Genomic DNA, 24,708 nt, shown 5'->3' with positions numbered 1-24,708 from the left:
TCTCCTTTGACAGGGGAATATTCTCCGACGATTCAATCGCGAGGTAAAAGTGGAGTGGCGGGGTGGTGCCCGGCGACGGCGGAGGGGGGACCGCCGTCGCCGGAGGTGGGGTGGCGGGTTAGGCGGTGCGCTTGGTGGGCGCGAGGACCTTGATGACGGCGGAGTCATCGGCGGCGGCGAGGCCCTGGGCCTGGCCCAGGAGGTAGAGCTGCTCCGCGGCGGCGGCTACGGGGGCGGCGAGGCCGGCGGCGCGGGTGGCCTTGCCGACGATGCCCATGTCCTTGACGAAGATGTCCAGGCGGCTGAGGACCTCCGCGCCGTTTTCCGTGTAGGCCTCCAGGATGCGCGGTCCGCGGTTGGAGAGCATGAAGGAGCCCGCGGCGCCGGCCTCGAGGGCGGCGAGGGTCTTGGCCTGGTCCAGGCCGAGGGCGTCGGCCAGGGCCATGGCCTCCGCGGCGGCGGCGATGTGGATGCCGCAAAGCAGCTGGTTGACGGTCTTCAGGGCCTGTCCGTCGCCGGGCTTGTCGCCGACCACGGTCAGGGTGGAGGCCAGCAGCTCCAGGGCCGGGCGGGCCTTTTCCTGGGCCTCGGGCGATGCGCCCACCACGATCAGCAGGTCGCCTTCGCCGGCACGCTTGGGTCCGCCGGAGAGCGGGGCATCAACGAGTTCGACGCCGTATTCGGCCAGGCGGTCCACCGTGGCCGGGATGGCGTCGGTGCCCACGGTGCTGCCCAGGATCACGACGGAGCCCGGCTTGAGCACGGAGGCCACGCCGTTCTCGCCGAAGAGGACATCGTTGAGCTGCTCGCCGTTGCGCACTGCCAGCAGCAGGGCGTCGGCGCCTTTGGAGGCTTCCTGGGCGGAGTCGAACGTGCGGATGCCGGCGTCTTGAGCCAGCTTCAGGCGCGGCTCGGCGATGTCGAAGCCGTGGACGTTGAGCTGGCTGGCCAGGCGCGTGGCCATGGGCAGGCCCATGGCGCCAAGGCCCAGGACGGTGATGGTGTAAGTGCTGGTCATGGTGTTCTCCATCGAATGATGTGGTGTGGAATCAGAAAGTGTTGCTGAGCTTGCGCGTGACATCGGCGAGGGACTGGTCATCGCCCACGTTGCCGGCGAAGACGATGTACGGAATGCCCTTGGCCGGGCCGTCCACCGGCTCCCAGAGGCTGACGATGCCCGGCAGCATGGGCCCGCGGACGATCGCGTGCCGGATTTCCAGGCCGTGTGCGGCCACGTCCGAGGACGTGATGCCGCCCTTGGCGATCACGAAGCGGGGCGGGAAGGTCTTCAGCGTGCGGTTCACGACGGCGACGACGGCGGCCGAGACGGTCCGGGCGATCCGCAGGCTTTCGGCGGCGTCGGAGGTCTTGATCAGGAGCCGGCTCGTGTGGACAATGACGTCGCCGCCGCGGAGCGCGGCAACCACCGTGTCAACGGTTTCGTCGAGGTACTCCCCCGCGTTCTCGCCGAGCAGTCTTTCGACGTCGATCTCCACGGTCCGGGCCGCGCTGTGCTGCGCGGTGAGGGCGTTGAGCTGGCGGGTGGTGACGCCGACGTGCGAGCCGACGACGATCAGGCCGCCGGCTTCCGAGGGGGTGTTGCCCGCAAACGCTTCTTCGCCGCTGAGTTCGGTGCGGATTTCCTGGCCGATCCGTGCCCGGACGAACGGCGGGCCCACACGGTAAAGGAGCTTCTTGCCGCGGCGTTCTGCTTCCTCCAGGCCCAGGGACAGGGCGCGCAGATCGTTTTCGGTGACGATGTCCGCCACGATCGGGGTGGAGTTCGTGGCGGCGTCGATGGCGTCGGCGATCGCCTTGGCGGAGATGCTCGGATCCGTGGAGGCCCGGATGATGTCCAGGTCCAGCACGATCACCGAGTCCGCGGGGAACCGGCCGTTCGACTTCTCTTCCACGTACTTGGCCATCTCCGAGTTGGCGAAGCCGAAGCTCGCGTCCCGGGCGAATTCGGTCTCTGCCACGGGGGTGAGCCGTCCGGCGTCCTCGCCTGTGCCGCGGGTGAAGTGCACGCCGCCGATCGTCACGCGGCCGGCGTCGGGGAACGCGGGAACGATCACGACGCCGTCGGTCGTCTCGCCGTTGACGGCGGTGACGGTGGCGGCGATGACGTCCGGTTCGAGCGGGTAGTGGCCGCGAAGGGTGGAGTCGCTCCGGCTGACAAAGCTGAGCCGCAGTGCTCCCTCAGCCGTTCCTGCCGTTGATGCGGCGGCAGCGAGGGCGTTCCGGACGATCTCCTCGTTGCGGGCTGCGGCCTCGGCGGGGTCAAGGCTGCGGGTGTTGGTCAGCACGTAGACCGCGCGCTGGCGCTGGCCGTTGACTTCGTAGCCGAACGCCCAGGCGAAGTCCCCCACTTCCCAGCGGGTGAGGACGGGCAGGTTCGACACGGACTGGGTGCCGGTGGGGTCGTCGTCGAGGACTACCAGGACGCGGGGGGATGTCTCGGACGAGGCCGCCACGCTGTCTGCCACGAGCCGGGCGGGGATCTGTACTTCCGCGGGGAAAGCGGCCAGCACGTCTGCTTCGAGGGGCACTATGCACTCCATTGTGTGGGATCGATCGGTGGAAACCTGCGGTACTCCGGGAGCCGCAGAAGGGGCTAAATGTAAGATGTCAGACATCTTATATCTGAGTGCTAGTGTGGCATATGGCACAAGGACACGCAAGTAGACTTGGCCATCAGGAGCACGCCATCAGGCAAGTCATCAGGCTGAGTGCAGTCGCTGGACGGGGAGAATTGGCTAGGAAATCGCTGGTCGGCGTAGTGGCCGACGAACTGCTGGACCGGATCATTGCCGGCGAGTTCCCGCCCGGCGCGAGCGTCCCCGGCGAACTTGAGCTCAGCTCCCGGCATGAAGTCAGCCGGATGACCGTCCGCGAGGCCATGAAGACCCTCGAAGCCCAGCGGATCCTCAGTGTGGAACGGGGCCGCGGCACGTTCGTGAACCCGATCAACCGCTGGGGCTCCCTGGATGCCGTATTGCGGGCAGCCTCAGAGGGCACCAATGACGCCTCGGCCGCCATCCAGCTCATTGAGCTGCGGCGGATGCTGGAGACGGGGGCATGCGAACTTGCGGCCGGTCGGATGGCGGATTCTGACATCCAGGCCCTCCGCGCGCAGGTCGAGAGGATGCGGCAGGCCCATGAGACCAACGATCTCGCCGCGTTCGTCGAGGCTGACCTCGCCTTTCACGACCTCATACTGCAGGCATCCGAAAACGTCTTCGTCGCCGTTTTGTTCGAACCGCTGCACCGGGTGCTGGAAAAGCGCCGGACCGAGACGTCCAAGGTGCCGGACATCCAGAAGCACGCGATCGGGCACCACCAGAACATCGCGGACGCGCTGGCATCCCGCGACCCGCACCGGGCCCGGGACGCCATGGACGCGCACATGCAGCAGACCCTCGATGACCTGAAGACCTTCGTCCTGGCCGAAGGCAGCGCCTGACGCCCAAACGACCGGCGGGCGCTTAGGCGCGCTGCTCAGGCGCGCTGCTTTGGCGTGCTGCTTAGGCGTGCTGCTTTGGCACACGCTTGGCGGAGCCGTTCAGGCCAGCGAGAGGAAGAGCTTCTCCAGTTCTGCCCGGTCCAGGCTGGGGTCTTCCTGCTGCATGCACTGCTGCAGGCCGGTGGCGATAATGGCGAATCCCGCCTTGTCCAGGGCGCTGGAGACGGCCGCCAACTGGGTCACGACACTCTTGCAGTCGCGGCCTTCCTCGATCATCCTCGTGACTGCCGCGAGCTGCCCCTGCGCGCGGCGAAGCCGGTTGATGACAGGCTTCATGTCGGTGGGATCGAGTTCCATTGGTACCTCCGGGATCGGCGCGTCAGGTTCCACATCATACCCCCCTGAGTATTTTCGGCCCCGAAGGGAAGGGGGTCTCCGCTCCCGCGGCAACGCCGCCTCGGCGCCTCGCTAGGGGCATAAGTACCTAGCGCGGCATGGATTATCGGCGTATTGGTGGTGATGTGAACGCCGCCAGGTTCCTCGAGCCGGACGCCGGCCATACCGGCAACAATATTCCCGCGGCGGGGCGGCGGCAGCCGGGGTTTCAGGGCTCCGCACGAGGTCAGTCAGGTGCATGGCGTTCACCGCCCTGGAGCCGGTACGTCGCCCTCGGAGATTCGTTCACGGCAGGTGTCGGCGACCCGGAACCGTTGAGCCCCGGCGGCATGCGGGGGTGGGCGGACCGGATAGCCGAGGAACTCGGCGAGGGCCGCGGAGAGTTCGGGTACGCCAACCTCGCCATCAGCGGCCTGGTCCTGCGCGAAATCCTCGACCAGCAGCTTGAGCCGGCCCTGAACCTGAAACCGGACCTCGTCACCCTCTCGGCCGGCGGGAACGATCTCGTGTTCCATCGCGGCGATCCGGACCGGATGGCCGCCTCCCTCGACGCGGCCGTGGCAGTGCTCTCAGCCACCGGGGCCACGGTGGTCCTGTTCACCGGGCCGGACTGGGGCGAGACCGCCGTGTTCGGGCACATCAGGGGCAAGGTTGCGGTCTTCAACGAGAACATCCGCGTCATCGCCGCCCGGCACGATGTCCTCATTGCTGATTTGTGGGCACTGCGGCAATTGGGCGATGCCCGAATGTGGGATCCGGACCGCCTGCACTTCTCGCCGCTGGGTCACCACACCATTGCGGCCATGGTCCTGGACACGCTCAACGTGCCACACCGGCTGCGCCCCCTTGAGCCCAAGCCCATGCCGCCGGGGAGTTGGCGGGAAACCCGGGCCAGCGATCTGGCCTGGGTGGCGCACTACATGCTGCCATGGATGGTGAGCAAGATCAGGCCGCGGGCCGACGCCTTTCCCCGGCAGGCAAAGCGGCCGCTGCCGGGACCACCGCCCCCCGGGGTCCCGGATTCCGGTCCCATCCCCCTAGTCCGGCCCGGTTCCGTGGGCTAGTCTGCAGGAACGGCCCACAGCCGGTCATCGATGACGATCACGAGGAGCGAAGTTGTCTAATCACACCTACAGCATTTCTGAAATTGTCGGAACCTCGAACGAAGGCGTCGATGCGGCGGTCCGGAACGGCATCACGGAGGCCGCCAAGACCCTCCGGAACCTTGACTGGTTCGAAGTCAAGGAGATCCGGGGGCACCTTGAAAACGGCCAGGTCGCGGACTGGCAGGTCACCATCAAGCTCGGGTTCCGCCTGGAGCGCTGACGCCCGCTCCGGAGCGCGGACGGCACAGACCGGCCCACCTTCGGAGAAAACCCGCAACGCGTCAGGGCGGAGGAGGTCAGGACGGAGAGGAGCGCTTCATGCGCTACACGCATCTGGGCCGCTCCGGCCTGACCGTCTCGCGCCTGTGCCTGGGGACCATGAACTTTGGCCCGCAGACCGAGGAGACGCAGGCCTTCACCATCCTGGACACCGCTCAGGCCGCCGGCATCAATTTCGTCGATACCGCCAACGTGTACGGCGGTTCGAGCCACCGCGGCTGGACCGAGGAAATACTTGGCCGCTGGTTCACCCAGGGCGGGGAGCGCCGGGAGCGCACGGTACTGGCCACCAAGCTGTTCGGCACCATGACGGACCGGCCCAATGAGTCCAAGCTCTCGGCACTGCATATCCGCCGGGCCCTGGATGCAAGCCTGAAACGGCTGCAGACGGACTACATCGATTTGTACCAGTTCCATCACGTGGACCGAAACACGCCCTGGGAAGAGATCTGGCAGGCTGTCGAGGTCGCCGTACAGCAGGGCAAAATCCTGTACACCGGCAGCAGCAACTTCGCCGGTTGGCACATCGCCCGCGCCCAGGAAACCGCAGCCCGCCGCAACTACTACGGGCTGGTCAGCGAACAGTCGATCTACAACCTGCTGACCCGGGACGCGGAACTGGAAGTCATCCCGGCCGCCCAGCAGTACGGCCTGGGAATCCTGCCGTGGTCGCCGCTGCACGGTGGCCTGCTGGGCGGAGTGCTGCAGAAGGAGGGCGACGGCGTCCGCCGCATCGCGGGCCGCGCCCTCGAGGCGCTCAAAGCGCACCAGAAACAGATCCGGCGCTATGAGGACTTTGCCGCAGAGTTGGGCCAGGACCCGGCAGACGTTGCACTCGCGTGGCTGCTCCACCAGCCGGCAGTCACCGCTCCGATCATCGGCCCGCGCACCCTCGAGCAGCTCGAATCCTCCGTCAGGGCGCACAAATTGAAGCTCGACGCCGACGCGCTGAAGCGCCTTGACGAGATTTTCCCGGGCCACCGCACTGCACCGGAAGACTACGCCTGGTAGGCCGGATGTGGCTGAAATTTGGCATCCCGCCCGCCCCACCCACGGGGCGCCGGGTGGCCTTTGATACTAAGCATGATTACTATTGAGGCAGAAGGATGAAGCGCACCTGACGATCCAGGTGCCTCCTCTATGAAAGAAGAAGGAACGATAAAAATGGGTTTTTTCGCATTTCTGATTCTGGGCCTCATCGCCGGAGCAATCGCTAAGGCTATCCTTCCGGGACGTCAGGGTGGCGGCATCATCATCACCCTGATCCTCGGCGTCGTTGGCGCCCTCCTGGGCGGATTCATCGGCAGCGCACTGTTCGGCGTGGGCCTCAACGAGTTCTTCTCGCTGTCGACCTGGCTGCTGGCCATCGGCGGTTCGATCGTCGTGCTGCTGGTTTACGGCATGATCAGCAAGCGCTCAGTCCGCTAATACGGAGACTGGCCGGAAACCGGTCCTGGGGTATACCCAGGGCCGGTTTTTTGCATTATCTTCAAGTACCGCATGGAGAAGGAGCACAAAATGAAGGGCAAACTTCTTTTCGCCACCGGACTGGCCGCAGGGTATGTCCTCGGCTCACGGTCGGGCCGCGCCGCCTATGAGAAGCTCAAGGCCCGGGGCACCGAACTGTGGCACAGCAAGCCGGTCCAGGACAAGGTGGCCGCCGCGGCCGAAACGGTCAAGGACAAGGCCCCAGAGGTCACCGACCACCTGGGCGAGGCCGCCCGCCGCGCGGGTACCGTCATCAGCTCCGCCGTCCACCGCGAGGCCGGACACGGGAGCACCACCGCGGCGGACAAGCTGCCCTAGGCGCCCCGCGCAGGACGCCTAACCGGGCCCGCCGCCCTCAGCCGGCCGGCCGGCTGGCCCGGCTCAGCCGGAAAACGGCAACGCGCCAGCCACCACCGTGGCCCCCAGCTTCTCCGAGCGCAGCACCCGTGGTCTCAGTCCGTGCCTGCGAAGGATCTCGGACGTCTGTGCGGCCTGCCGGCGGCTGGTCTCGATCAGCACGTGGCCGCCTGGCGCCAGCCATTGACGTGCGCCGGCGGCGACCCGCCGCTGCACCTCCAGCCCATCGGCGCCGCCGTCGAGGCAGGCCCGCGGCTCATGCACGCGCGCCTCCTGCGGCATGGTTTCGATGTCGGCCGAGGGAACGTAGGGGGCATTGACGGCCAGCAACCGGACGCGGCCCCGGAGTCCCGCCGGGAGCGGATCGTAGAGGTCGCCCTCATGGACCTCCCCGCCCAAGGGCAGCACGTTGGTGCGCGCACACGCCACGGCGGCAGGGTCGATATCGGCGCAATGAAGTTCGATGGCGGAGGGCAGGTCGATGGCGCTGTGCTGTTCGATGGGGCCGGGCTGTTCGATAGTGCTGCGCCGTCCCTTGGGGCCGGCGAGCGCGGCCAGCGCCGCCCCGACCGCGCCGGAGCCGCAACAGAGATCAACAACGACCGGCGCGGGCCGGCCTGCCCCGGCCGGCTCCTGCCGCCAGGTGTCCAGGAGCGCGGCGGCCTGCCGGGCGAGGAATTCCGTGCGTCGCCGCGGCACGAAGACTCCGGTGTCCACGGCGATGCGGAGTCCGCAAAATTCCGCCCAGCCGAGGATGTGTTCAAGCGGGAGGCCGGCAACCCTCCGGCGGGCCATCTCATCAAGTTCGGCCGGCGTCGGGGCGGCGGCGATCAGCAGGCTGGCCTCGTCTTCGGCGAACACGCAGCCGGCCGCACGGAGCCTGGCCGTGAGTCTCTGGTGCGGGGAATCTTGGCCAACTAGTGGCATGGGAGCGCCTTTCGGTCTGGTGTCAGACGCCCTCACCGTGAGCTGGCCGCAGCCGGCACCGCTGGGAGGGCGCCCTTTCTGGACTTGCGTGAACGGGACCCACCTCCTTCTGCTGCAGTTGCCCGGAATCCTATGCTACCCAAGGCTCCCAGCCGCCGCGATGGGGCCAGCCGGGTTTGCGCGCCCTCTTGCCACGGCGGTTTGCCGCCACGTGGAAGGCCCGGCTGGCAGGATGTCAGCATGGAATCCATCCCTGCACACCACCTCATCTGGACCGGCTCCTACACTGCAGACTCCGGCGGCAGCGGTTCGGGGATCGGCGCCGTCGCCGCGGCGGCCGACGGCACCCTGCGATGGCTCGGTCTTGCGGCGGAGGCCGACTCGCCGTCCTTCCTGGCGGTCCACCCCTCGCTTCCTGTGGTTTACGCCGTTGCCGAGCATGCGCGGACCGTGCGGGCCTACCGCCGGGATGGCGCGTTTGGCCTGGAGCCTGCGGGACCCGCGTGGCCGGCCGGTGACGCGGCCTGCCATGTCGCCGTCGAGCCTTCCGGGCGCTTCCTGGTGGTGTGCTGCTGGGGCGACGGCCAGGTGCTGTTCTACGAACTCGGTGCCGACGGCGGAATCCTGGACCGGGCCGCCGCCGCCGAGTCCCGCGACCCCTACGGCTCCGCTCCCGACGCGGAAGCCCCCGAAAAACCAGGGCGGCCCAGCCGCGCCCATGCCGCGCTCATGCTGGCCGACGGCCGGGTGATGACCACGGACCTGGGCCACGACCTCCTGCGGATCTGGACCGTCCGCTCCGAGCCGGGGCCGGCTCTGCGGCCGGTCCTGGACCATGAGGTGGTCCTGCCGCAGGGCAGCGGCCCCCGGCACCTGGTCCAGCACCCGGGCGGAGACGTCTTTGTGGTGACCGAGTATTCAATTGAGGTGGCCGCGGCCTCGCTGTCGCCGGACTCCGGTGCCTTCCGGCTCGGATTCGTCGGGCCGGCCACCGCCGGCGGTGCCGTGCCGGGAGATTCTGCGGCAGAAATCGCGCTGGCAGCCGACGGCAGGCACGCCTATGTGGGCGTGCGCGGCTCGAACCGGATCAGCGTGCTGGAGGTGGCGGCCGGAGGCGCGGCGCTGCGGCCGGTGGCCGATGTTCCCAGCGGCGGCGACTGGCCCCGGCACCATGTGGTCCGCGAGGGATGGCTCCACGTCGCCCACGAACGCTCGGGCGACGTCGTGACCTTTCCCCTGGACCCCGAAACAGGGGTGCCGGGCACCCCCTTGGACCGGCTGGACGTGGCCTCCCCCACCGCGCTGGTGCCGGCCGGGCTCACGCCACGGGGTTGAGGGGCTGACGCCCCGGCGCGGGAGGTGCCGTCCTCGGGGCGCCGAAAAAGAACCCGGCCGCCCGATCGCGCAGCGGCGGTACGGGGCGGTGGATGATAGCCGCGGCCTCGGCGGCGGCCACATCGGCCGGGGGCCGGTCCGCGGCGTCCATAGCCGTCATGGCACCCAGCAGCGACACCCAGCGGGGCCCGAGACCGGGCGGGATCACCGGGCTCCGCAGAGTCCGTGCCACCAACGACTCCACCGGCGTCCCCGGGAACGCCTTGGCCGCGGTCAGGCATTCCAGGAGGACCAGACCCAGGGCGTAGACATCCGCCGCCGGATCCGCCGGTCCCCCGTTGGACTGCTGCGGACTCATGTAATGCACGGTGCCCGACGACGATCCCGGCACGAGGACAGTTCCCGCGGGTACGGCAATCCCGAAATCCGCAATCCTCACCGGGGACCTGCGCAGTGAGCTAAGAAGGATGTTGGCGGGCTTGATGTCCTGATGCACGAAGCCGCCGGCGTGCACGTGGCCGAGCCCGGACAGGGCAGCCGCGGCCCAGCCGGCCACATCCTGCGGCTCGCTCGGACCCGCATGGATCCGTTCCGCCAGGCTCCCGCCGTAGGCAAATTCCTCCACAAGGAAGGGACGGCCCGCCCACGGGTGTCCGTCCGGCACGCGCCCCCCGCCCACAAAGGCCACTACCGCCGGGTGGTCCAGCCCGGACAGAATACGGGCTTCGTCATGGATCCAGGGCCGCCGGCGGAGTCGTCAATGGCTGTGCGAGTAGGCTGCCACCGGCTCCGCGGCGCCCTGCCCGACGTCGTCCAGCTGAAAACCGCAGCGGCAGCGCCACAACGCGGGGAGGGCCAAGGAACGCTCGGCGGGCCCGAACGAGTAGGAGGACATCGCAGCCGGCTCCGGGGTGTGCCACTCCATGGGGGCGCCGCAGTGCCGCGGGAGAAGGGGACTGCCGCCTGTGCCCCCGGTAAAGGTTGCGGATTCAGGCATGACGCCTACTCTCGTTGATGGCCGGAAAACAAGTAGTAAGCATACATATAAATAGAATAACTAACTAGTTAAACGAGCTAGTTTCCCGGTTGTGCGGGGCAAAACTAGTGCCGCCCTTCGCCAATCGCCTCGCCCATCCGGCGCAGGAAGGTGATGACCACCCGGGCGTCCTCGGCGCTCATGGACTCGGCCACCTCCATCATTCGCCGGTGCATGTGGCCCAGCGTGGCGCGGACTTCGGAGTCCGTCGAGACCGTCGGCACGATCACGAGCGAGCGCCGGTCGGTCGGGTGCGGCTCGCGCCGGACGTGTCCGCTGGCCACCAGCCGGTCGATCAGCGAGGTCGTGGAGGCGGTGGTGATGCCCAGGACACGGCTGATGTCCTTGGGGCCGACCCGCTCGCCGGTGGCCTTGGCCCGCAGCAGGTAGCGCAGGGCCAGGAGGTCCGTCTCGCCCATCCCCATCGAATCGCGCGTGGACCGCCGGGTCGCCACCTCCGAGATCCTGTAGTCGCGAAGGGCCTGCAGGATGGCAGCAGGCGGGTCAAGGCTGTCATCGGGGCCGTACCAGTATCCGGAGGCGCCGTGGGAGTCCATCCGGCAAGCCTAGCCGAACTGATAACTAGCCTTCCGTGCAATCGCAGCGGCTAGGGCCCGTCAGCACCAAAAGGCCCGGGGGCACAAAAAATCCCCGGCCTCCTGTTGCCAGGAAGCCGGGGAATTTCCACTCTTCGCTAAAAGAGTGGGCCCTGTGGGGATCGAACCCACGACCCACGGATTAAAAGTCCGATGCTCTACCAACTGAGCTAAAGGCCCCAACTGATAGCTCCGAAACAGCGGATAAATCCGTCGCTGCGGCGCGTTTCAGCCCAGTCCATTTCTGGACGTTAATACTGTACCCCAGACCTGGGCCGACTTTATTCACACTGCCGGGACCGGCGTCGCACGTCAGCGGCAGCGCCGCCGGCCCGATCCTCGATTCCCCGGCGGCACTGGAGTAGCGTGGGGGCATGAGCGAGCAAGCAGGATCAAGCGCCCCCGGCCCGCGGCACCACAAGCCGAAACCCTTCGCGCCGATCGACTTTGAGCCGTTCGCCGGCGGGGCCGATCCCGCCCGCGTCTCGGAGGCGGCCCATCTGGCCGCGCAGGCGCTGGTGCGCCGCGGCCGCGACAGCGACGACCCCAAAGTCACCAAGCGGCTGGTCAAGCTCGCCGATGAGCAGGGACTGGAGGCGATCGCCGAAATGTGGGCCGAAAGCCCCGCACGGTCCCTCCCCGGCGCCCTGTGGCGCCTCTACGCCCTGCGGGCCGCCACCATCCAGGACCCCGAACGGATCTCCGTCTACTTCAAGGCAGGCAAGGACACGGCCCAGGTTTCGCATGTGGTGGCCGGCGCGGCCGAACCGCCGGGCGCGGATGAGATGAAATCCATGGCGGACGCCATCCTCTCCGGGGCGTTCGACGGCGACTTCGACGTCGCGCTGGAACGTTCTGCCGCGTTCTGCCGCGTGGTTGCCCTGGGCCAGGCAACGATTGCGGACAACGCCGAGCACAGCAACGAGAACCACGCCAGCAAGCTCACCCGCAACTCCCACCTGCTGGTCAAGACGGCGGAAGACCTCGAACACGCAGCCAACGCGTGGCGGCTGGGCGAGCTGGACTAAGGGCCACCACGCACGGCCCGGGCAGGCTGTCAATGTTGACTTGAAAGAACCTACGTAGAAAACTGAAAGCGGTGCCGAACCGCGAAACCCCCGGGCTTCAACATTTAGCCGCCTAGAGCGGCCTACCGCCGAGAGGCGTATCCGGTTCGGCACCATTTTTATGCCCTCTTTTGATTGAGGGCGTGCCGGCACCGTCATATGCCGCGTCCGGCCGGTCCGGGCCCGGCGCGGACGGTAAAGTAAGGCGCATGCGCTGGTCTCCGTCAAGTCACACAGGCGGCCGAGCCTACCCGCGACCCACTCCTCGGAAGACCGGTGACACAACGTGAAGCTGCGCTTGTTCCCGCAGGAGTCCGCCGGACTGAACCTGCTCTCACAAATGGCGCGCCAGATCGTGCTGGCCACTGGAACACTCTCGGAGATCCTCGGCGCCCCGGCCAGTGAGCATGCCCGGCTGGTGGAGGACATGCACAACCACGAGGCAAAATCGGCGGAGCTGCACTTTGCCCTCCTGACCCATATGCGCACCAGCTTCGTGAATCCCCTGCCGCGCGAGGACATGTACACGCTGTCCCGCTTCCTCAACGAGGCCATAGAGAAGCTCGACGCCGCCGCCGAGCTCGTGTCCCTGTACAAGCTCGAACGGCTGCCCAAGCGCGCAGCGGACCAGCTGGAAATCATCAGCCGGCAGGCCGAGCTCACGGTCGATGCCATGCGGAAGCTGAACAACCTGGACGAACTCGAGGACTACTGGATCGAGATCCTCCGGCTGGCCAAACGCGCCGAACGCACTCACCGGGTCTGGGTCGCGGACATGCTCCACGAGATGAAGGCGATGCAGTACGCGCGCAACCGCGACATCGCGAACCAGCTTGTCGAAGTCACGAAGGACATGCGCCGGATCGCCACCCAGGTGGGCAGCATCATCGTCAAGGAATCCTGACGTGGTGTTCTTCTTCCTTGCCCTGGTGCTACTCTGCGCCGGGGCCTTCGCATTCCTCAACGGTTTCAGGGATGCGTCCTCCTCGGTTGCCCTGGCCGTGCGGACGCGAGCGCTGACCCCAACCGTGGCGGTATTGTTGGCCAGCCTGTTCAACTTCATCGGCGCCGGACTGAGCGCCGCGCTTGCTCTGGCCGTCAGCCAGACGTGGCTGACATTGCCGACGGGCACGAACGGCCTGACGATTCTCCTCGCCGCGCTGGTGAGCGCCATCCTCTGGGGTATCTATATGTGGTGGCGTGGCATCCCGGCCTCCTCCACGCACGCCCTGGTCGGCGGCCTCGCCGGGGCAGGCGTGGCGAGCGTCGCCGTCGGCGGCAACCCCGTCACCGGCGTGGACAACTCGCTCCTGTACCAGGTGGCTCTGCCGCTGCTGGTCTCCCCGGTGATCGCCTATGTCGGGTCGTTCCTGCTGGTCTGGCCTGCCAGCTGGGCCGCCCGCTACACGCCGCCCAACGTCGTCAACACCCGGTCCCGGCGGGCCCAGGCCATTGCAGCCGGCGCCGTCGCCTTCGGCCACGGGTTACAGGACGGCCAGCGCACCAGTGCAGTGGTGATCCTGGCGCTGCTGGCGGCCGGGCTCTCCGACGGCGGGTCCGTGCCGGTGTGGGTGGCGGTGATGACGGCCGTCCTGCTGTCGGCGGGGACCCTGGCGGGCGGCTGGCGGATTTCCTACACCATCGGCTACCGGCTGACCCGGATCGACCCTCTGCGTGGATTCGTCGCCCAGATGTACAGCTCGGTGATGCTGCTGGTGGGCGCGATCGGGCTGCATTGGCCCGTCTCCACCACCCACACGGTGACGGCGGCAACGCTGGGCGCCGGCGCCAACCAGTCCTTCCCGGGCACGGACCGGCGGCTGGTGATCCGCATCCTGGCGTTCTGGGTCCTGACCCCGGTTGTCACCGCCGCCGCCGCGTTCGTCCTGCAGCTGGCGCTCACGCCGGTGGCCGGCCTGTAAGGGACTTGCCGGTTACCCGAAGCGGCCGGAGACGTAGTCCTCGGTAGCCTTCTCGGTCGGGTTGCTGAAGATGGTCGGGGTGTCACCGAACTCGATCAGCTTGCCCGGCTTGCCGGTGCCGGCGATGTTGAAGAAGGCCGTCTTGTCCGACACGCGGGCCGCCTGCTGCATGTTGTGCGTCACGATCACCACCGTGTACTGGTCCTTGAGCTCGTTGATGAGGTCCTCAATGGCCAGGGTCGAGATCGGGTCCAGGGCGGAGCAGGGCTCGTCCATGAGGATCACCTGGGGCTCTACGGCTATGGCCCGGGCGATGCACAGGCGCTGCTGCTGGCCGCCGGAGAGGCCGGAGCCGGGCTTGAACAGGCGGTCCTTGACCTCGTTCCACAGGTTCGCCCCTTGCAGGGAGCGCTCCACCAGGACGTCGGCCTCTCCCTTGGAGATCTTCTTGTTGTTCAGCTTCACGCCGGCCAGCACGTTGTCCCGGATGGACATGGTGGGGAACGGGTTGGGCCGCTGGAACACCATGCCGATCTGGGAACGCACGGTGACCGGGTCGACGCCGGGACCGTACAGGTTGTCCCCGTCCAGCAGTACCTCGCCCTCAACCCTCGCCCCGGGGATGACCTCGTGCATGCGGTTCAGCGTGCGCAGGAAGGTGGATTTGCCGCAGCCCGACGGGCCGATGAAGGCCGTGACGGACTTGGCCTCGATGTTGATGTTGACGCCTTCGACGGCCAGGAATTTGCTGTAGTAGACGTTCAGGTCTTTGACGTCGATGCGCTTAGACATGGTGTTCCTTCACTTGCTGGAGGTTTATTCGGCGGGCGCGGCGGTGGCCTAGCGGCCGGCCTTGGGGGCGAAGACGCGGGCGATCAGGCGGGCGCCGAGGTTGAGCAGCATCACCAGGATGATGAGCACCAGGGCCGCACCCCAGGCCCGCTCGGAGGACGGATCCGGGTTGGACGGCGAGGTGGGGTTCAGGATCTGCGTGTAGATGAACGTTGGCAGCGAGGCCATCCAGCCGCTGAACACGTTGGTGTTGATTGTGGTCGCGAATCCGGCGGTGACCAGGATCGGCGCGGTTTCGCCGATCACGCGGGCGATCGCCAGGGTGATGCCGGACGCGATGCCGGAGATCGCCGTCGGAAGGACCACTTTGAGGATGGTCCGCCATTTGCGGACGCCGAGGGCGTAGGCGGCCTCGCGGAGTTCGTTGGGAACGATCTTGAGCATTTCCTCGCTGGAGCGGACCACCACCGGGATCATCAGCACAGAGAGTGCGACGGCCGCGACGGCGCCTGTCTTGGTGCCCGGGCCGACCAGCGCGAAGAAGGCAGCAGCGGCGAACAGGCCCGCGACAATCGAGGGGATGCCGGTCATGACGTCCACGAAGAAGGTGATGGCCCGGGCCAGCGCCCGGTCCTCGCCGTATTCAACGAGATAGATCGCGGTCAGCAGGCCCACCGGGACCGAGATGAGGGTGGCGAGCACGGTGATCAGCAGGGTGCCCATGAGCGCGTGGTAGATGCCGCCGAGCAGGGGCGCACCTTCCTCGACGGTCTTGTTATCGAAGGCGCCGGTGACGCCGTTCATGGAGGTGGTGAGGAATCCGGGATCCAGGAGGCCGGGGAGGCCGTTGACCAGCACGGTCCAGATCACCGAGAACAAGGGCAGCAGGGCGACCAGGAAGGCGCCCACCACCAGGCAGGTGGCCAACTTGTCCTTGGCCTTGCGGGCGCCTTCCACAACCAGGCTCCAGCCGACCAGTCCGGCGGCAAAGAGGATGCCGGAGACCAGCCCCCAGCCGAAGGCGTTGAAGCCGATCAGGGCCAGGATGGCGGCACCGAGGACCAGTGCTACGGCCAGGACAATGTACGGCGCGGCCTTGGGCAGCTGGCCCTTGGTCAGTGCCGAGCGCTTGCGCACGGGGGTCAGGGTGGAGGTCATTTAGTTGGCTCCCGAAAATTCTTTGTGCCGGGTGATGATCCCGCGGGCGATCATATTCACGCCGAGGGTGATGACGAACAGCACCAGGCCGGCGGCGATCAGCGTGCTGACCTTCAGTCCGCTGGCCTCGGGGAAGTTCAGGGCGATTTCGGCGGCGATGGTCTGGTTTCCGCTCTGGATCAGGCTGGCGGTCAGGGCTCCGGAGGACAGCACCAGCGCCACGGCCATGGTCTCGCCGAGGGCCCGGCCGAGTCCGAGCATCACGGCGCTGATGATGCCGGGCCGGCCGAACGGCAGGACGGTCATCCGGATCATCTCCCAGCGGGTGGCGCCGAGGGCCAGCGCGGCCTCTTCGTGCAGCTTGGGGGTCTGCAGGAAGATCTCGCGGGTCAGGGACGTGATGATCGGCAGGACCATGACGGCGAGGACGATCCCGGCCGTGAGGATGGTCTTTCCAGTGGCCGAGGCGGGACCTTGGAAGATCGGCAGCCAGCCCATGTTGTTGGCCAGCCAGTTATAGGACGGGGAGATTTCCTTGGCGAGGAACGCAACGCCCCAGGCGCCGTAGACCACGGACGGGATCGCGGCGAGCAGGTCAATGACGTAGCCCAGGCCGGAGGCGAGCTTGCGCGGTGCGTAGTGCGAGATGAACAGCGCGACGCCGATCGCGATCGGCGTCGCGATTACCAGGGCGATCACGGAGGCGATGAGGGTGCCGATGACGAGCGGCCAGATGTAGGTGAAGAACCCTTCGCCGCCCTGGATCTTGTCCGGCGATGCCACGAGGGCCGGGAACGCCTGGATGACCAGGAACAGTGCCACGCCGAAGAGCACGACGAGGATCAGACACCCTGCCGCCAAGGCGGCTGCGGAAAAGACTTTGTCGCCGGTGTGGCCTGCGCCCCGGGACTTGGTCAGGGAGGTGGTGGTCACTTCACGGTCCTTCGGTTTGGGTGGAGGTCCGGGCGCCGGCTGCGGAGGCCTCCGCCGCCGGCGTCCGGCAAATCTTGATGTTTGGAACAAACGCGTCGGTTCCCTGCTCCATGGCGGCCGCCGGTGACGGCCGCCATGATGCAGGGAACCTTGATCAGGCTCGTGTTTCCACTATGCCTCGCGGTGCGGCGTTATCCCTAGGCCTTGGCCTTGATGGCGTCGACGGCAGCGATTGCCTTGTCCTGGAGGGCCTTGGACAGCGGCGCCGACTTGGCGGCGTCTGCGGCGGCCTGCTGGCCGGCGTCGGAAGCTGCGTACTTGACGAAGGCCTTGACCAGGTCAGCGGTGGCCTGCGTGTCGTAGGTGCTGCAGACGATGTGGTAGGACACCAGGACGATCGGGTAGGCGCCGGCGGCGGTGGTGGTGCGGTCCAGCTTGATGGCGAGGTCGTTGGCGTTGCGGCCTTCAACCGGCTTGCCCTGGTCCACTGCCTTGGCAGCAGCGTCGGCGGAGATCTTCGTGAAGGAGTCTCCGACCTTGATCTGCGCCGTGCCGAGCTTGCCGCTGACAGCGGAGTCGTCGGCGTAGGTGACCGCACCGGGGGTGTCGGTGACGGTCTTGACGACGCCGGAGGTGCCCTTGGCGTTCTCGCCCTTCAGGCTCGCGGGCCAGACACCGGCGGCCTTGTCGGTCCACACCGAGGGGGCGACGGCGGACAGGTAGTCCGTGAAGTTCGAGGTGGTGCCGGAGTCATCCGAACGGTTCACCGGGGTGACCTTGAGGTCCGGAAGCTTGGCGTCCGGGTTCAGGGCCGCGATGGCGGGGTCGTTCCAGTTGGCGATCTCGCCGCGGAAGATCTTGGCAACAGTGGCAGCGTCGAGCTTCAGGTCCGTGATGCCCGGCAGGTTGAAGGCCACGGCGATCGGGGAAATGTAGACCGGGATGTCGAGGGCGCCGTCGGGGCCGCACTTGTCCTTGGAGCTGGCGAGCTCGTCATCCTTGAGGTAGGCATCGGAGCCGGCGAACTGTGCCGAGCCGTCGAGGATTGCCTTGCGCCCGGCGCCGGAGCCGTCCGGGGAGTACTGCACAGTGGCGCCCTGGTTCGCGGTAGCGAAGTTGGTCTTCCAGACGTCCATGGCTGCGCCCTGGGCGGAAGAGCCGATGCCGGTCAGGGTGCCGGTGACCTTGGGGCCGGACGCGGACGGAGCCGCGGTCTGGGCCGTGTTGGTTGCATTGTCCGAACCGCAAGCGGTCAGCGCGAGTGCGCTGGCGGCGATAACAGCGATAGCCGCGTTGCGGCCGAAGCGGAGAGCCTTCACTTAGATGTACCCCTTTCAGGGCTTTGCGTGCTGGGCCGGAGAAGGCCAGCAGGGATGCGTACGGATTTGTACCTTTACCGACGGTAAGTGGCCCAGATGAAGAGAATTGCGGACCAAGGTGAACGGCCGGTTAACGACGCTGGGCCATTGGCTTACATCTGCCGGGGAGCCATTGTGTTCTGTGGGTCACAGTCGTATCGGTCATGCCCCTCCACGTTGCGCTATCACTTCCGCACGCCAAGACCCGCCAAAACCCGAAAATGGGGACCACAACTGATAGAGCAACGGGCGGGAGGGGCAGACCGGCCGTGCCGGCCGCCCCGGGGCAGCAAATAGACTGGAGGGCATGGCCTCCGCGACTGGACTCTCCGCAAGCGCACGATTCCTGCGCGGCCGGGTCCGGACCGGCTTTGTCCGGAGCCGGAACTCCCTGGGGCCGGCCATCCAGATGACCACTTGCGCCGTGGGCGCCTACGCGTTCGCCGAATACGTCCTGGGCCACAACGGGCCGTTGTTTGCTGCCACATCGTCCCTGATTGCCCTCGGTTTTTCCCGGGACCCGAGGCTGCGCCGCGTCATCGAGGTGGGCCTGGGCTGCACGCTCGGCATCGTCGTCGGGGACCTGCTGCTGCACTGGCTGGGTTCCGGGATCTGGCAGGCCGCCGTCGTTCTCCTGTTCTCCATCCTGCTGGCGAGGTTCCTGGACAGCGGGACCATCTTCACCACCCAGCTGGGCCTGCAGTCAGTGCTCGTGGTGCTCCTGCCGGCGCCGATCGGGGGGCCGTTCACGCGCAGCATCGACGCCGTGGTGGGCGGGGTGTTTGCGCTGCTGATGACCGTCCTGGTTCCCAAGGATCCCCGGCGTGAACCCCGCAATGACGTCAAGAAGCTGCTCCACGAGCTCGCCGAGGTCCTGCGGGAATGCGCCTCGGCGCTGAGCTACAGCGATTCCACCCAGGCCTGGCATGCCCTCATCCGGGGGCGGAACTGCCAGCCCCTCGTCGATGCCATGCGCCAGACGCTGCGCGCCTCCGGCGAGGTGGCCACCCTGGCCCCCGCATACCGAAGGCACCGGGAAGAGCTGGACCAGATGGAGCAGTCACTGGACTACATCGATCTCGCGCTGCGCAACAGCCGGGTTTTTGCGCGCCGCCTGACCAGCGCCATCAACCATGCGGCCCTCTCGGACGAGGCCACCCAGAACATCGCCGACGTCCTGCAGGAGACGGCCGCCGCCGTCGATGAGCTGTCGCTGGGCCTGGCGGAAGTGCACGACGGCGCCCGCCGCGCGCATCTGCGCACTGCCCGGTCCGAGCTGCGGGAGATTGCCGTCCGGCTGCATCCGCGGATGCTGGATGTCCAGCTACTTGAGGGCGAAACGGTGGTCATGCTGTTCCGCCCGCTCATGGTGGACCTCCTGGAGGCCGCCGGCGTGGACTCCAAGGAAGCCCGGGACATCCTTCCCCCGCTGTAGCCGCCGCCGATGCCGCGCAGGCCCACATGGCCCGGCCGGCGCGCTTCGTTGTCGCCGGCCCCCGATAGTGTGGACCAATGGCTACGAAGACTTCCCGGGGGCCCAAGGCGCCCGGCTACAAATGCGCCGAATGCGGCTGGACCACGGTCAAGTGGGTGGGCCGCTGCGGCGAATGCCAGGCATGGGGCAGTGTGGAGGAGACCGGCGCCGCCGTCGCCCGCACCACGGCGGCCACAACGGTCCTTGAACCGGCCCGCCGGATCGCCGACATCGACGCCACCACCGCGGCTTTCCTGCCCACCGGCGTGGACGAACTGGACCGCGTCCTGGGCGGCGGGCTGGTGCCCGGCGCCGTCATCCTCCTCGCGGGCGAACCCGGGGTGGGCAAGTCCACGCTGCTGCTGGACGTGGCGGCCAAGTTCGCCCGCACCGCGCAGGACGTCCTCTATATCACCGGCGAGGAATCCGCCGCCCAGGTCAAGCTCCGTGCGGACCGGATCGACGCCGTGGCCGAGTCCCTGTACCTGTCCGCCGAAACGGACCTCGGGCAAGCCCTGGGGCAGGTGGAGAAGCTGGAGCCGCGGCTGCTGGTGGTGGACTCCGTGCAGACCCTCAGCAGCGCCGACGTCGAGGGCAGCGCCGGTGGGGTGTCCCAGGTGCGCGAGGTTGCGGCCTCCCTGATTGCCGCGGCCAAGCGCCGCAACATGACCACGCTGCTGGTCGGGCACGTGACCAAGGACGGTTCCATCGCCGGGCCCCGGCTCCTGGAGCACCTCGTGGACGTCGTCTGCCAGTTCGAGGGCGAGCGGCATTCGCGGCTGCGGCTGCTGCGCGCCGTCAAGAACCGCTACGGACCTACCGACGACGTCGGCTGCTTCGATTTGAACGAGGACGGCATCGAGGGCCTCGCCGATCCCAGCGGGCTGTTCGTCTCGCGGACCAAGGAGCCCGTCTCGGGAACCTGCATCACGGTCACGCTGGAGGGCCGCCGGCCGCTGCTGGCCGAGGTCCAGGCGCTGCTCGCCGAGAGCGCCAGCTCCCAGCCCCGCCGCGCCACCAGCGGACTGGACAGCTCGCGCGTGGCGATGCTGCTCGCCGTCCTGCAGCAGCGCGCCGGCTGCCTGCTGCATAAGGACGACTCCTATGTGGCCACAGTTGGCGGGGTCAAGCTCAGCGAACCCGCCACCGACCTCGCCGTGGCCCTGGCGGTGGCCTCCGCCAAAGCCAAGAAGCCGCTCCCCCAGCGGCTGATTGCCTTCGGCGAGGTAGGCCTGGCCGGCGAAGTCCGCCCGGTCCCCGGCATCAACCAGCGCATCCAGGAGGCGCATCGGCTCGGCTTCACCCATGCAGTGGTGCCGGCCAGCCCCAACGGGCACGGGCCAGTTCCCGCGGGGTTCTCGGTCCGCGAGGTGGGCCACCTTGCCGAGGCCCTGGGACTGCTGATCAGCTGACGCCGCGGAGGACGGGCCCGGGGCCTGGGACGTGCCGGCGGCGTACACAGAAGCGACTTAGGACCCTAACGCCGCCGCCCCGGCGGCCGCACGATGGGATAGTGGCTGGCGGATGCGGCCGGCCGATCCAACCGTCCCAGCCGCGCCGGCCGCACCAGAGGGGTGCGACATGATGTGGGGTTACGGGTACGAACTCGGCTGGATGTGGCTGTGGGGCGTGTTCCTGCTGGCCGGAATTACTGTGCTGGTCATCCTGGCCGTCCGGCTCCTCACCGGAGGCCTTCGTCATGACGGCCCTGGTCTGCTGCCGGGCCAGGGGCAGATTCCTCCGCAGGGGCAGGGCGGGCCTCCCGGTCCAACCCCCGTTTCTCCACAGCCGTCAGTGCCGAGCGGACGATCCCAGGCCCGCCTGATCCTTGACGAACGCTTTGCGCGGGGCGAGCTCACGGCCGAGCAGTACCGCGAGAATCTGAAGGTGCTGGGCGAGGAGTCCTAGTGCAGCCCCTCAGCCGCCGCCATGCCCTGCTCCTGGCCTACCTCGGTGTGGCCACAACCGCGAGGTCGGCTGAGCCGCCAGGCTCTTGTCAGAAATACCCCCTGGGGGTATCTTTGCCGTAGCTGCACACGACTGAACACCTTCCAGGAGCGCACACCATGGACCATCGGCACAGCAGTCGGGACCTCGATCCGGGCATAGATCCCGGCATCGGCGTTCACAGCACCCACCATCACGGCATCCACGGGACGCCGCAGGGCGGCCGGGCAGACCATCCTGCAGGCCCCGGAGCCGCTGCCGGCTCCGCCGCGGATGACCACCTTGTCCACAGCCACGGCCAGCATGCCGGGCACAGCGTCGCGATGTTCAGGGACAGGTTCTGGGTGTCACTGGCCCTGGCCGTTCCCGTGGTCTTCTTCAGCCCCATGTTCGCGGACCTCCTGGGCTACCAGCCGCCGGCGTTTCCGGGCTCCGCCTGGATTCCGCCGGTATTCGGCACGGCGATCTTCATCTACGGCGGCCAACCGTTCATCCGGGGCGGCCTCAACGAAGTGAGGACACGCAAGCCCGGGATGATGCTGCTGATCGCCATGGCCATCAGCGTGGCGTTCATTGCCTCATGGGTGACCAGCCTGGGCCTGGGCGGCTTCGACCTCGACTTCTGGTGGGAGCTGGCATTGCTGGTTCCGATCATGCTGCTGGGCCACTGGATCGAGATGCGCGCCCTCGGCTCGGCCCAGGGCGCGCTGGACGCCCTGGCTGCGCTGCTGCCCGACGAGGCGGAACGCGTCACCGGCGCCGGCACGGAGACCGTCAGCGTCTCGATGCTCCGCGCCGGAGACACCATCCTGGTCCGCCCCGGCGGACGGATGCCGGCCGACGGCACGGTCAGCGACGGCCGGGCCGAATTCGACGAATCGATGATCACCGGCGAGTCACGGACGGTCCTGCGGGCACCTGGCGATCCCGTGGTGGCCGGGACCATCGCCACGGACAACTCCGTGCGGGTCAGAGTCTCCGCCATCGGCGAGGACACCGCCCTGGCCGGGATCCAGCGACTCGTGGCTGAGGCGCAGGCATCCTCCTCCCGGGCCCAGGCCCTGGCCGACAGGGCAGCGGCGTTCCTCTTCTACTTCGCCGCCGGCACCGGCGCCCTGACCTTCGTCGTCTGGACCCTGATGGGCAGCGTCACCGAGGCCGTCACCCGCACCGTGACGGTCCTGGTGATCGCCTGCCCGCACGCCCTGGGCCTTGCCATCCCGCTCGTTATCGCCATCTCCACGGAGCGGGCCGCCCGGGCCGGTGTCCTGATCAAGAACCGGATGGCGCTGGAGCGCATGCGCACGGTCGACGTCGTGCTGTTCGACAAGACCGGAACCCTGACCAGGGGCAAACCCGAGCTCAAGGAAGTTGCCGCGACCGCGGGCATGGGGCCGGCCTCAGCCGCAGGCCGGGACGCGGTGCTGGCTCTCGCCGCCGCTGTGGAGGCGGACAGCGAACACCCGGTGGCCCGCTCGATCGTGGCCGCCGCCCGGGAACGGGAACTGAAGATTCCGACGGCGGAGGGGTTCACCGCGCTGACGGGCCGCGGGGCCCGGGCCACGGTCGATGGCCGCGTAGTCCAGGTGGGCGGCCCGGCCCTGCTCCGCGAACTCGGCCTGCAGGAACCGGAGGATTTGGCCGCCACGACCGGCGCCTGGCTGGCTCGCGGCGCGGCAGTGCTCCACGTCGTGGACGGCGGCGCCGTGGTGGGAGCGGTCAGCCTGGAGGATGCAGTTCGGCCCGAGTCGCGCCAGGCCGTCCGGGCCCTCCAGGCGCGCGGCATCACGGTGGCCATGGTCACCGGCGACGCCCGGCAGGTGGCGGACGCCGTCGCCGCCGAGCTCAACATCGACGAAGTGTTCGCCGAGGTCCTCCCGGCCGACAAGGACAAGAAGGTCGCGGAGCTGCAGGGCCGCGGACTGAAGGTGGCCATGGTGGGCGACGGCGTCAACGACTCTCCGGCGCTGGCCCGGGCGGAGGTGGGGATCGCGATTGGCGGGGGGACGGATGTGGCGGTGGAATCGGCCGGCGTGGTCCTGGCCGGCGACGATCCCCGGGCCGTGCTGTCGCTGCTCGACCTGTCCAAGGCGAGCTACCGGAAGATGTGGCAAAACCTCGTCTGGGCCACCGGGTACAACATCATTTCTGTTCCCCTGGCAGCCGGCGTCCTCGCCTTCGCAGGGGTGGTGCTCTCCCCCGCCGCGGGCGCCGTGATGATGTCGGCGTCGACCATTGTGGTTGCCCTCAACGCGCAGCTGCTGCGCAGGCTCACCCTCGATCCTGCCGCGGCCCGCTGACCGGAAGGAGCCTCATGCCGGAGACCAGCCGCCGCGATTCATCATTCGGGCGATCCTATGCCCGGGTGGGCCCGCGGATGGACGCCCGCGGGGCAACGGAGCACCGCCGGCGCCTTGTGGAACCTGCGCACGGAGTCGTCGTCGAAATCGGCGCGGGATACGGGGCCACCTTCGCGTTCTACCCTGCCGCGGTAACTTCCGTGCTGGCCCTCGAACCGGACCCCACGCTCCGGGGGCTGGCCGGCGCGGCCGCCGCGAAGGCACCCGTGCCTGTCACAGTGAAGGACGGCGTGGCCGAAGCGCTGCCGGCCGCAGACGCCTCGGTGGACGTCGTCGTCTCGAGTTTGGTGCTGTGCACCGTGGCTGACCAGTCCGCCGCCCTCGCGGAGATAGTCCGGGTCCTGCGCCCCGGCGGCTCGCTGCTGTTCTATGAACACGTCCGCTCCGCGCACCGCGTGCTGGCGGCCGCCGAAGACCTCCTCACACCGCTGTGGACCCGGGTGGCAGGCGGATGCCACCCGAACCGCGACACCGCCGCCATGATCGCCGGGGCCGGCCTCACCGTGCAGCGCATCGACCGCTTCGGCTTCTCGGTCCTCCCCGGCAACCCGCGGCTGGCCCACATCCTTGGTGTGGCGAGCAAGTCCTGAGCCGGCCGCCGGTCAGCAAAGCCCCATACGAGACGCGAGGGGCGCCTGCCGCGATGGCAGACGCCCCTCTGGTTAATCCTTCAAACCCATTCAAGCCCATTCAAACCGGTTCAAACCGGGTGGT

26 protein-coding genes and 1 tRNA gene are annotated in these 24,708 nt (G+C 68.1%); 15 read left to right on the top strand and 12 right to left on the bottom strand.

Annotated features, from left to right (window positions below; genetic code table 11):
• Window positions 1–118 precede the first annotated feature (118 nt).
• Complete coding sequence (locus AC1DEY_RS04420) at window positions 119–1,018, bottom strand: NAD(P)-dependent oxidoreductase (protein WP_476866918.1); 900 nt, start codon at window positions 1,016–1,018, stop codon at window positions 119–121.
• Between the two features lie 31 nt (window positions 1,019–1,049).
• Complete coding sequence (locus tag AC1DEY_RS04415; protein ID WP_476866917.1) at window positions 1,050–2,549, bottom strand: four-carbon acid sugar kinase family protein; 1,500 nt, start codon at window positions 2,547–2,549, stop codon at window positions 1,050–1,052.
• A gap of 203 nt (window positions 2,550–2,752) precedes the next feature.
• On the opposite strand from AC1DEY_RS04415, the gene AC1DEY_RS04410 reads away from it, so the two are divergent.
• Complete coding sequence (locus AC1DEY_RS04410; RefSeq protein ID WP_476866916.1) at window positions 2,753–3,463, top strand: FadR/GntR family transcriptional regulator; 711 nt, start codon at window positions 2,753–2,755, stop codon at window positions 3,461–3,463.
• A 99-nt stretch (window positions 3,464–3,562) separates the two neighbouring features.
• On the opposite strand, the gene AC1DEY_RS04405 is transcribed toward AC1DEY_RS04410, so the two are convergent.
• Complete coding sequence (locus AC1DEY_RS04405) at window positions 3,563–3,820, bottom strand: metal-sensitive transcriptional regulator (RefSeq protein WP_441408203.1); 258 nt, start codon at window positions 3,818–3,820, stop codon at window positions 3,563–3,565.
• 137 nt (window positions 3,821–3,957) lie between these two features.
• On the opposite strand from AC1DEY_RS04405, the gene AC1DEY_RS04400 reads away from it, so the two are divergent.
• From AC1DEY_RS04400 to AC1DEY_RS04380, 5 genes are all read left to right on the top strand, one after another.
• The gene (locus AC1DEY_RS04400) at window positions 3,958–4,923 is read left to right on the top strand and encodes an SGNH/GDSL hydrolase family protein (protein ID WP_476866915.1); all 966 of its coding nucleotides are present in this window, start codon (window positions 3,958–3,960) and stop codon (window positions 4,921–4,923) included.
• Between the two features lie 52 nt (window positions 4,924–4,975).
• Window positions 4,976–5,185: a dodecin gene (locus AC1DEY_RS04395; RefSeq protein ID WP_476866914.1), complete on the top strand. Its 210-nt coding sequence runs from the start codon at window positions 4,976–4,978 to the stop codon at window positions 5,183–5,185.
• Window positions 5,186–5,283: 98 nt separating this feature from the next.
• Entirely contained in the window at window positions 5,284–6,255 is a 972-nt protein-coding gene (locus tag AC1DEY_RS04390) for an aldo/keto reductase (RefSeq protein ID WP_476866913.1), read from the top strand.
• A gap of 153 nt (window positions 6,256–6,408) precedes the next feature.
• Window positions 6,409–6,672, top strand: a complete 264-nt coding sequence (locus AC1DEY_RS04385) for a GlsB/YeaQ/YmgE family stress response membrane protein (protein ID WP_476866912.1) — start codon at window positions 6,409–6,411, stop codon at window positions 6,670–6,672.
• A gap of 90 nt (window positions 6,673–6,762) precedes the next feature.
• Entirely contained in the window at window positions 6,763–7,050 is a 288-nt protein-coding gene (locus AC1DEY_RS04380) for a YtxH domain-containing protein (RefSeq protein WP_476866911.1), read from the top strand.
• A gap of 63 nt (window positions 7,051–7,113) precedes the next feature.
• Here AC1DEY_RS04380 and AC1DEY_RS04375 read toward each other — a convergent pair whose 3' ends face one another.
• Window positions 7,114–8,016 carry a putative protein N(5)-glutamine methyltransferase gene (locus AC1DEY_RS04375; RefSeq protein WP_476866910.1) on the bottom strand — a complete coding sequence of 301 codons (903 nt, stop codon included), beginning with the start codon at window positions 8,014–8,016 and terminating at the stop codon, window positions 7,114–7,116.
• 240 nt (window positions 8,017–8,256) lie between these two features.
• Here AC1DEY_RS04375 and AC1DEY_RS04370 point away from each other — a divergent pair, with 240 nt between their 5' ends.
• Window positions 8,257–9,351 (top strand): lactonase family protein, encoded by a 1,095-nt coding sequence (locus AC1DEY_RS04370; protein WP_476866909.1) that lies wholly within the window; start codon window positions 8,257–8,259, stop codon window positions 9,349–9,351.
• Here AC1DEY_RS04370 and AC1DEY_RS04365 read toward each other — a convergent pair.
• From AC1DEY_RS04365 to AC1DEY_RS04350, 4 genes are all read right to left on the bottom strand, one after another.
• On the bottom strand, window positions 9,335–10,087 hold the full coding sequence (locus AC1DEY_RS04365; protein ID WP_476867079.1) for a serine/threonine-protein kinase: 753 nt from the start codon (window positions 10,085–10,087) through the stop codon (window positions 9,335–9,337). The two genes, AC1DEY_RS04370 and AC1DEY_RS04365, sit on opposite strands and share 17 nt — an antisense overlap.
• Window positions 10,088–10,108: 21 nt before the next feature.
• A complete protein-coding gene (locus AC1DEY_RS04360) occupies window positions 10,109–10,348 on the bottom strand; it encodes a hypothetical protein (protein WP_476866908.1) in 240 nt (79 codons plus the stop codon).
• A gap of 104 nt (window positions 10,349–10,452) precedes the next feature.
• Window positions 10,453–10,944 carry a MarR family winged helix-turn-helix transcriptional regulator gene (locus AC1DEY_RS04355; RefSeq protein WP_476866907.1) on the bottom strand — a complete coding sequence of 164 codons (492 nt, stop codon included), beginning with the start codon at window positions 10,942–10,944 and terminating at the stop codon, window positions 10,453–10,455.
• A gap of 146 nt (window positions 10,945–11,090) precedes the next feature.
• Window positions 11,091–11,163: transfer RNA gene (locus tag AC1DEY_RS04350), tRNA-Lys, on the bottom strand.
• Between the two features lie 194 nt (window positions 11,164–11,357).
• On the opposite strand from AC1DEY_RS04350, the gene AC1DEY_RS04345 reads away from it, so the two are divergent.
• From AC1DEY_RS04345 to AC1DEY_RS04335, 3 genes are all read left to right on the top strand, one after another.
• Window positions 11,358–12,011, top strand: a complete 654-nt coding sequence (locus AC1DEY_RS04345; protein ID WP_441408213.1) for a hypothetical protein — start codon at window positions 11,358–11,360, stop codon at window positions 12,009–12,011.
• A 325-nt stretch (window positions 12,012–12,336) separates the two neighbouring features.
• On the top strand, window positions 12,337–12,954 hold the full coding sequence (locus AC1DEY_RS04340; RefSeq protein ID WP_441408214.1) for a DUF47 domain-containing protein: 618 nt from the start codon (window positions 12,337–12,339) through the stop codon (window positions 12,952–12,954).
• A gap of 4 nt (window positions 12,955–12,958) precedes the next feature.
• A complete protein-coding gene (locus AC1DEY_RS04335) occupies window positions 12,959–13,972 on the top strand; it encodes an inorganic phosphate transporter (protein WP_476867078.1) in 1,014 nt (337 codons plus the stop codon).
• Window positions 13,973–13,984: 12 nt separating this feature from the next.
• On the opposite strand, the gene pstB is transcribed toward AC1DEY_RS04335, so the two are convergent.
• The 4 genes from pstB to pstS form a co-directional block, all read right to left on the bottom strand.
• Window positions 13,985–14,764, bottom strand: a complete 780-nt coding sequence (gene pstB / locus AC1DEY_RS04330) for a phosphate ABC transporter ATP-binding protein PstB (protein ID WP_476866906.1) — start codon at window positions 14,762–14,764, stop codon at window positions 13,985–13,987.
• 48 nt (window positions 14,765–14,812) lie between these two features.
• Window positions 14,813–15,922 carry a phosphate ABC transporter permease PstA gene (gene pstA, locus AC1DEY_RS04325; protein ID WP_476866905.1) on the bottom strand — a complete coding sequence of 370 codons (1,110 nt, stop codon included), beginning with the start codon at window positions 15,920–15,922 and terminating at the stop codon, window positions 14,813–14,815.
• Complete coding sequence (gene pstC / locus AC1DEY_RS04320) at window positions 15,923–16,855, bottom strand: phosphate ABC transporter permease subunit PstC (RefSeq protein WP_441408217.1); 933 nt, start codon at window positions 16,853–16,855, stop codon at window positions 15,923–15,925.
• A gap of 197 nt (window positions 16,856–17,052) precedes the next feature.
• Window positions 17,053–18,174: a phosphate ABC transporter substrate-binding protein PstS gene (gene pstS / locus AC1DEY_RS04315; RefSeq protein ID WP_476866904.1), complete on the bottom strand. Its 1,122-nt coding sequence runs from the start codon at window positions 18,172–18,174 to the stop codon at window positions 17,053–17,055.
• Between the two features lie 346 nt (window positions 18,175–18,520).
• Between pstS and AC1DEY_RS04310 the strand changes: the two genes are divergently transcribed.
• The 5 genes from AC1DEY_RS04310 (at window position 18,521) to AC1DEY_RS04290 (ending at window position 24,584) form a co-directional block, all read left to right on the top strand.
• Window positions 18,521–19,648 carry an FUSC family protein gene (locus tag AC1DEY_RS04310; protein ID WP_476866903.1) on the top strand — a complete coding sequence of 376 codons (1,128 nt, stop codon included), beginning with the start codon at window positions 18,521–18,523 and terminating at the stop codon, window positions 19,646–19,648.
• 77 nt (window positions 19,649–19,725) lie between these two features.
• A complete protein-coding gene (radA, locus tag AC1DEY_RS04305) occupies window positions 19,726–21,099 on the top strand; it encodes a DNA repair protein RadA (protein WP_441408220.1) in 1,374 nt (457 codons plus the stop codon).
• A gap of 169 nt (window positions 21,100–21,268) precedes the next feature.
• On the top strand, window positions 21,269–21,595 hold the full coding sequence (locus AC1DEY_RS04300; RefSeq protein ID WP_476866902.1) for an SHOCT domain-containing protein: 327 nt from the start codon (window positions 21,269–21,271) through the stop codon (window positions 21,593–21,595).
• A gap of 158 nt (window positions 21,596–21,753) precedes the next feature.
• Window positions 21,754–23,934 carry a heavy metal translocating P-type ATPase gene (locus AC1DEY_RS04295; protein ID WP_476866901.1) on the top strand — a complete coding sequence of 727 codons (2,181 nt, stop codon included), beginning with the start codon at window positions 21,754–21,756 and terminating at the stop codon, window positions 23,932–23,934.
• A gap of 14 nt (window positions 23,935–23,948) precedes the next feature.
• Complete coding sequence (locus AC1DEY_RS04290) at window positions 23,949–24,584, top strand: class I SAM-dependent methyltransferase (protein WP_476866900.1); 636 nt, start codon at window positions 23,949–23,951, stop codon at window positions 24,582–24,584.
• The last annotated feature ends 124 nt before the right edge of the window (window positions 24,585–24,708 follow it).

Source organism: Arthrobacter sp. 05T47 (assembly GCF_056395825.1).
The sequence above is the reverse complement of the archived record's forward strand: the minus strand, read 5'-3'. Positions and strand labels throughout refer to the sequence as shown.

Excerpts from the sequence above, each read along its gene's own strand:
- AC1DEY_RS04290 (WP_476866900.1), top strand. The coding sequence starts at position 23,949 with ATGCCGGAGACCAGCCGCCGCGATTCATCATTCGGGCGATCCTATGCC.
- AC1DEY_RS04355 (WP_476866907.1), bottom strand. The coding sequence starts at position 10,944 with ATGGACTCCCACGGCGCCTCCGGATACTGGTACGGCCCCGATGACAGC.
- AC1DEY_RS04375 (WP_476866910.1), bottom strand. The coding sequence starts at position 8,016 with ATGCCACTAGTTGGCCAAGATTCCCCGCACCAGAGACTCACGGCCAGG.
- AC1DEY_RS04295 (WP_476866901.1), top strand. The coding sequence starts at position 21,754 with ATGGACCATCGGCACAGCAGTCGGGACCTCGATCCGGGCATAGATCCC.
- AC1DEY_RS04405 (WP_441408203.1), bottom strand. The coding sequence starts at position 3,820 with ATGGAACTCGATCCCACCGACATGAAGCCTGTCATCAACCGGCTTCGC.
- AC1DEY_RS04385 (WP_476866912.1), top strand. The coding sequence starts at position 6,409 with ATGGGTTTTTTCGCATTTCTGATTCTGGGCCTCATCGCCGGAGCAATC.
- AC1DEY_RS04360 (WP_476866908.1), bottom strand. The coding sequence starts at position 10,348 with ATGCCTGAATCCGCAACCTTTACCGGGGGCACAGGCGGCAGTCCCCTT.
- radA (WP_441408220.1), top strand. The coding sequence starts at position 19,726 with ATGGCTACGAAGACTTCCCGGGGGCCCAAGGCGCCCGGCTACAAATGC.
- AC1DEY_RS04345 (WP_441408213.1), top strand. The coding sequence starts at position 11,358 with ATGAGCGAGCAAGCAGGATCAAGCGCCCCCGGCCCGCGGCACCACAAG.
- AC1DEY_RS04370 (WP_476866909.1), top strand. The coding sequence starts at position 8,257 with ATGGAATCCATCCCTGCACACCACCTCATCTGGACCGGCTCCTACACT.
- pstB (WP_476866906.1), bottom strand. The coding sequence starts at position 14,764 with ATGTCTAAGCGCATCGACGTCAAAGACCTGAACGTCTACTACAGCAAA.
- AC1DEY_RS04310 (WP_476866903.1), top strand. The coding sequence starts at position 18,521 with ATGGCCTCCGCGACTGGACTCTCCGCAAGCGCACGATTCCTGCGCGGC.
- AC1DEY_RS04400 (WP_476866915.1), top strand. The coding sequence starts at position 3,958 with ATGGATTATCGGCGTATTGGTGGTGATGTGAACGCCGCCAGGTTCCTC.
- AC1DEY_RS04380 (WP_476866911.1), top strand. The coding sequence starts at position 6,763 with ATGAAGGGCAAACTTCTTTTCGCCACCGGACTGGCCGCAGGGTATGTC.
- pstA (WP_476866905.1), bottom strand. The coding sequence starts at position 15,922 with ATGACCTCCACCCTGACCCCCGTGCGCAAGCGCTCGGCACTGACCAAG.
- AC1DEY_RS04420 (WP_476866918.1), bottom strand. The coding sequence starts at position 1,018 with ATGACCAGCACTTACACCATCACCGTCCTGGGCCTTGGCGCCATGGGC.
- AC1DEY_RS04390 (WP_476866913.1), top strand. The coding sequence starts at position 5,284 with ATGCGCTACACGCATCTGGGCCGCTCCGGCCTGACCGTCTCGCGCCTG.
- AC1DEY_RS04300 (WP_476866902.1), top strand. The coding sequence starts at position 21,269 with ATGATGTGGGGTTACGGGTACGAACTCGGCTGGATGTGGCTGTGGGGC.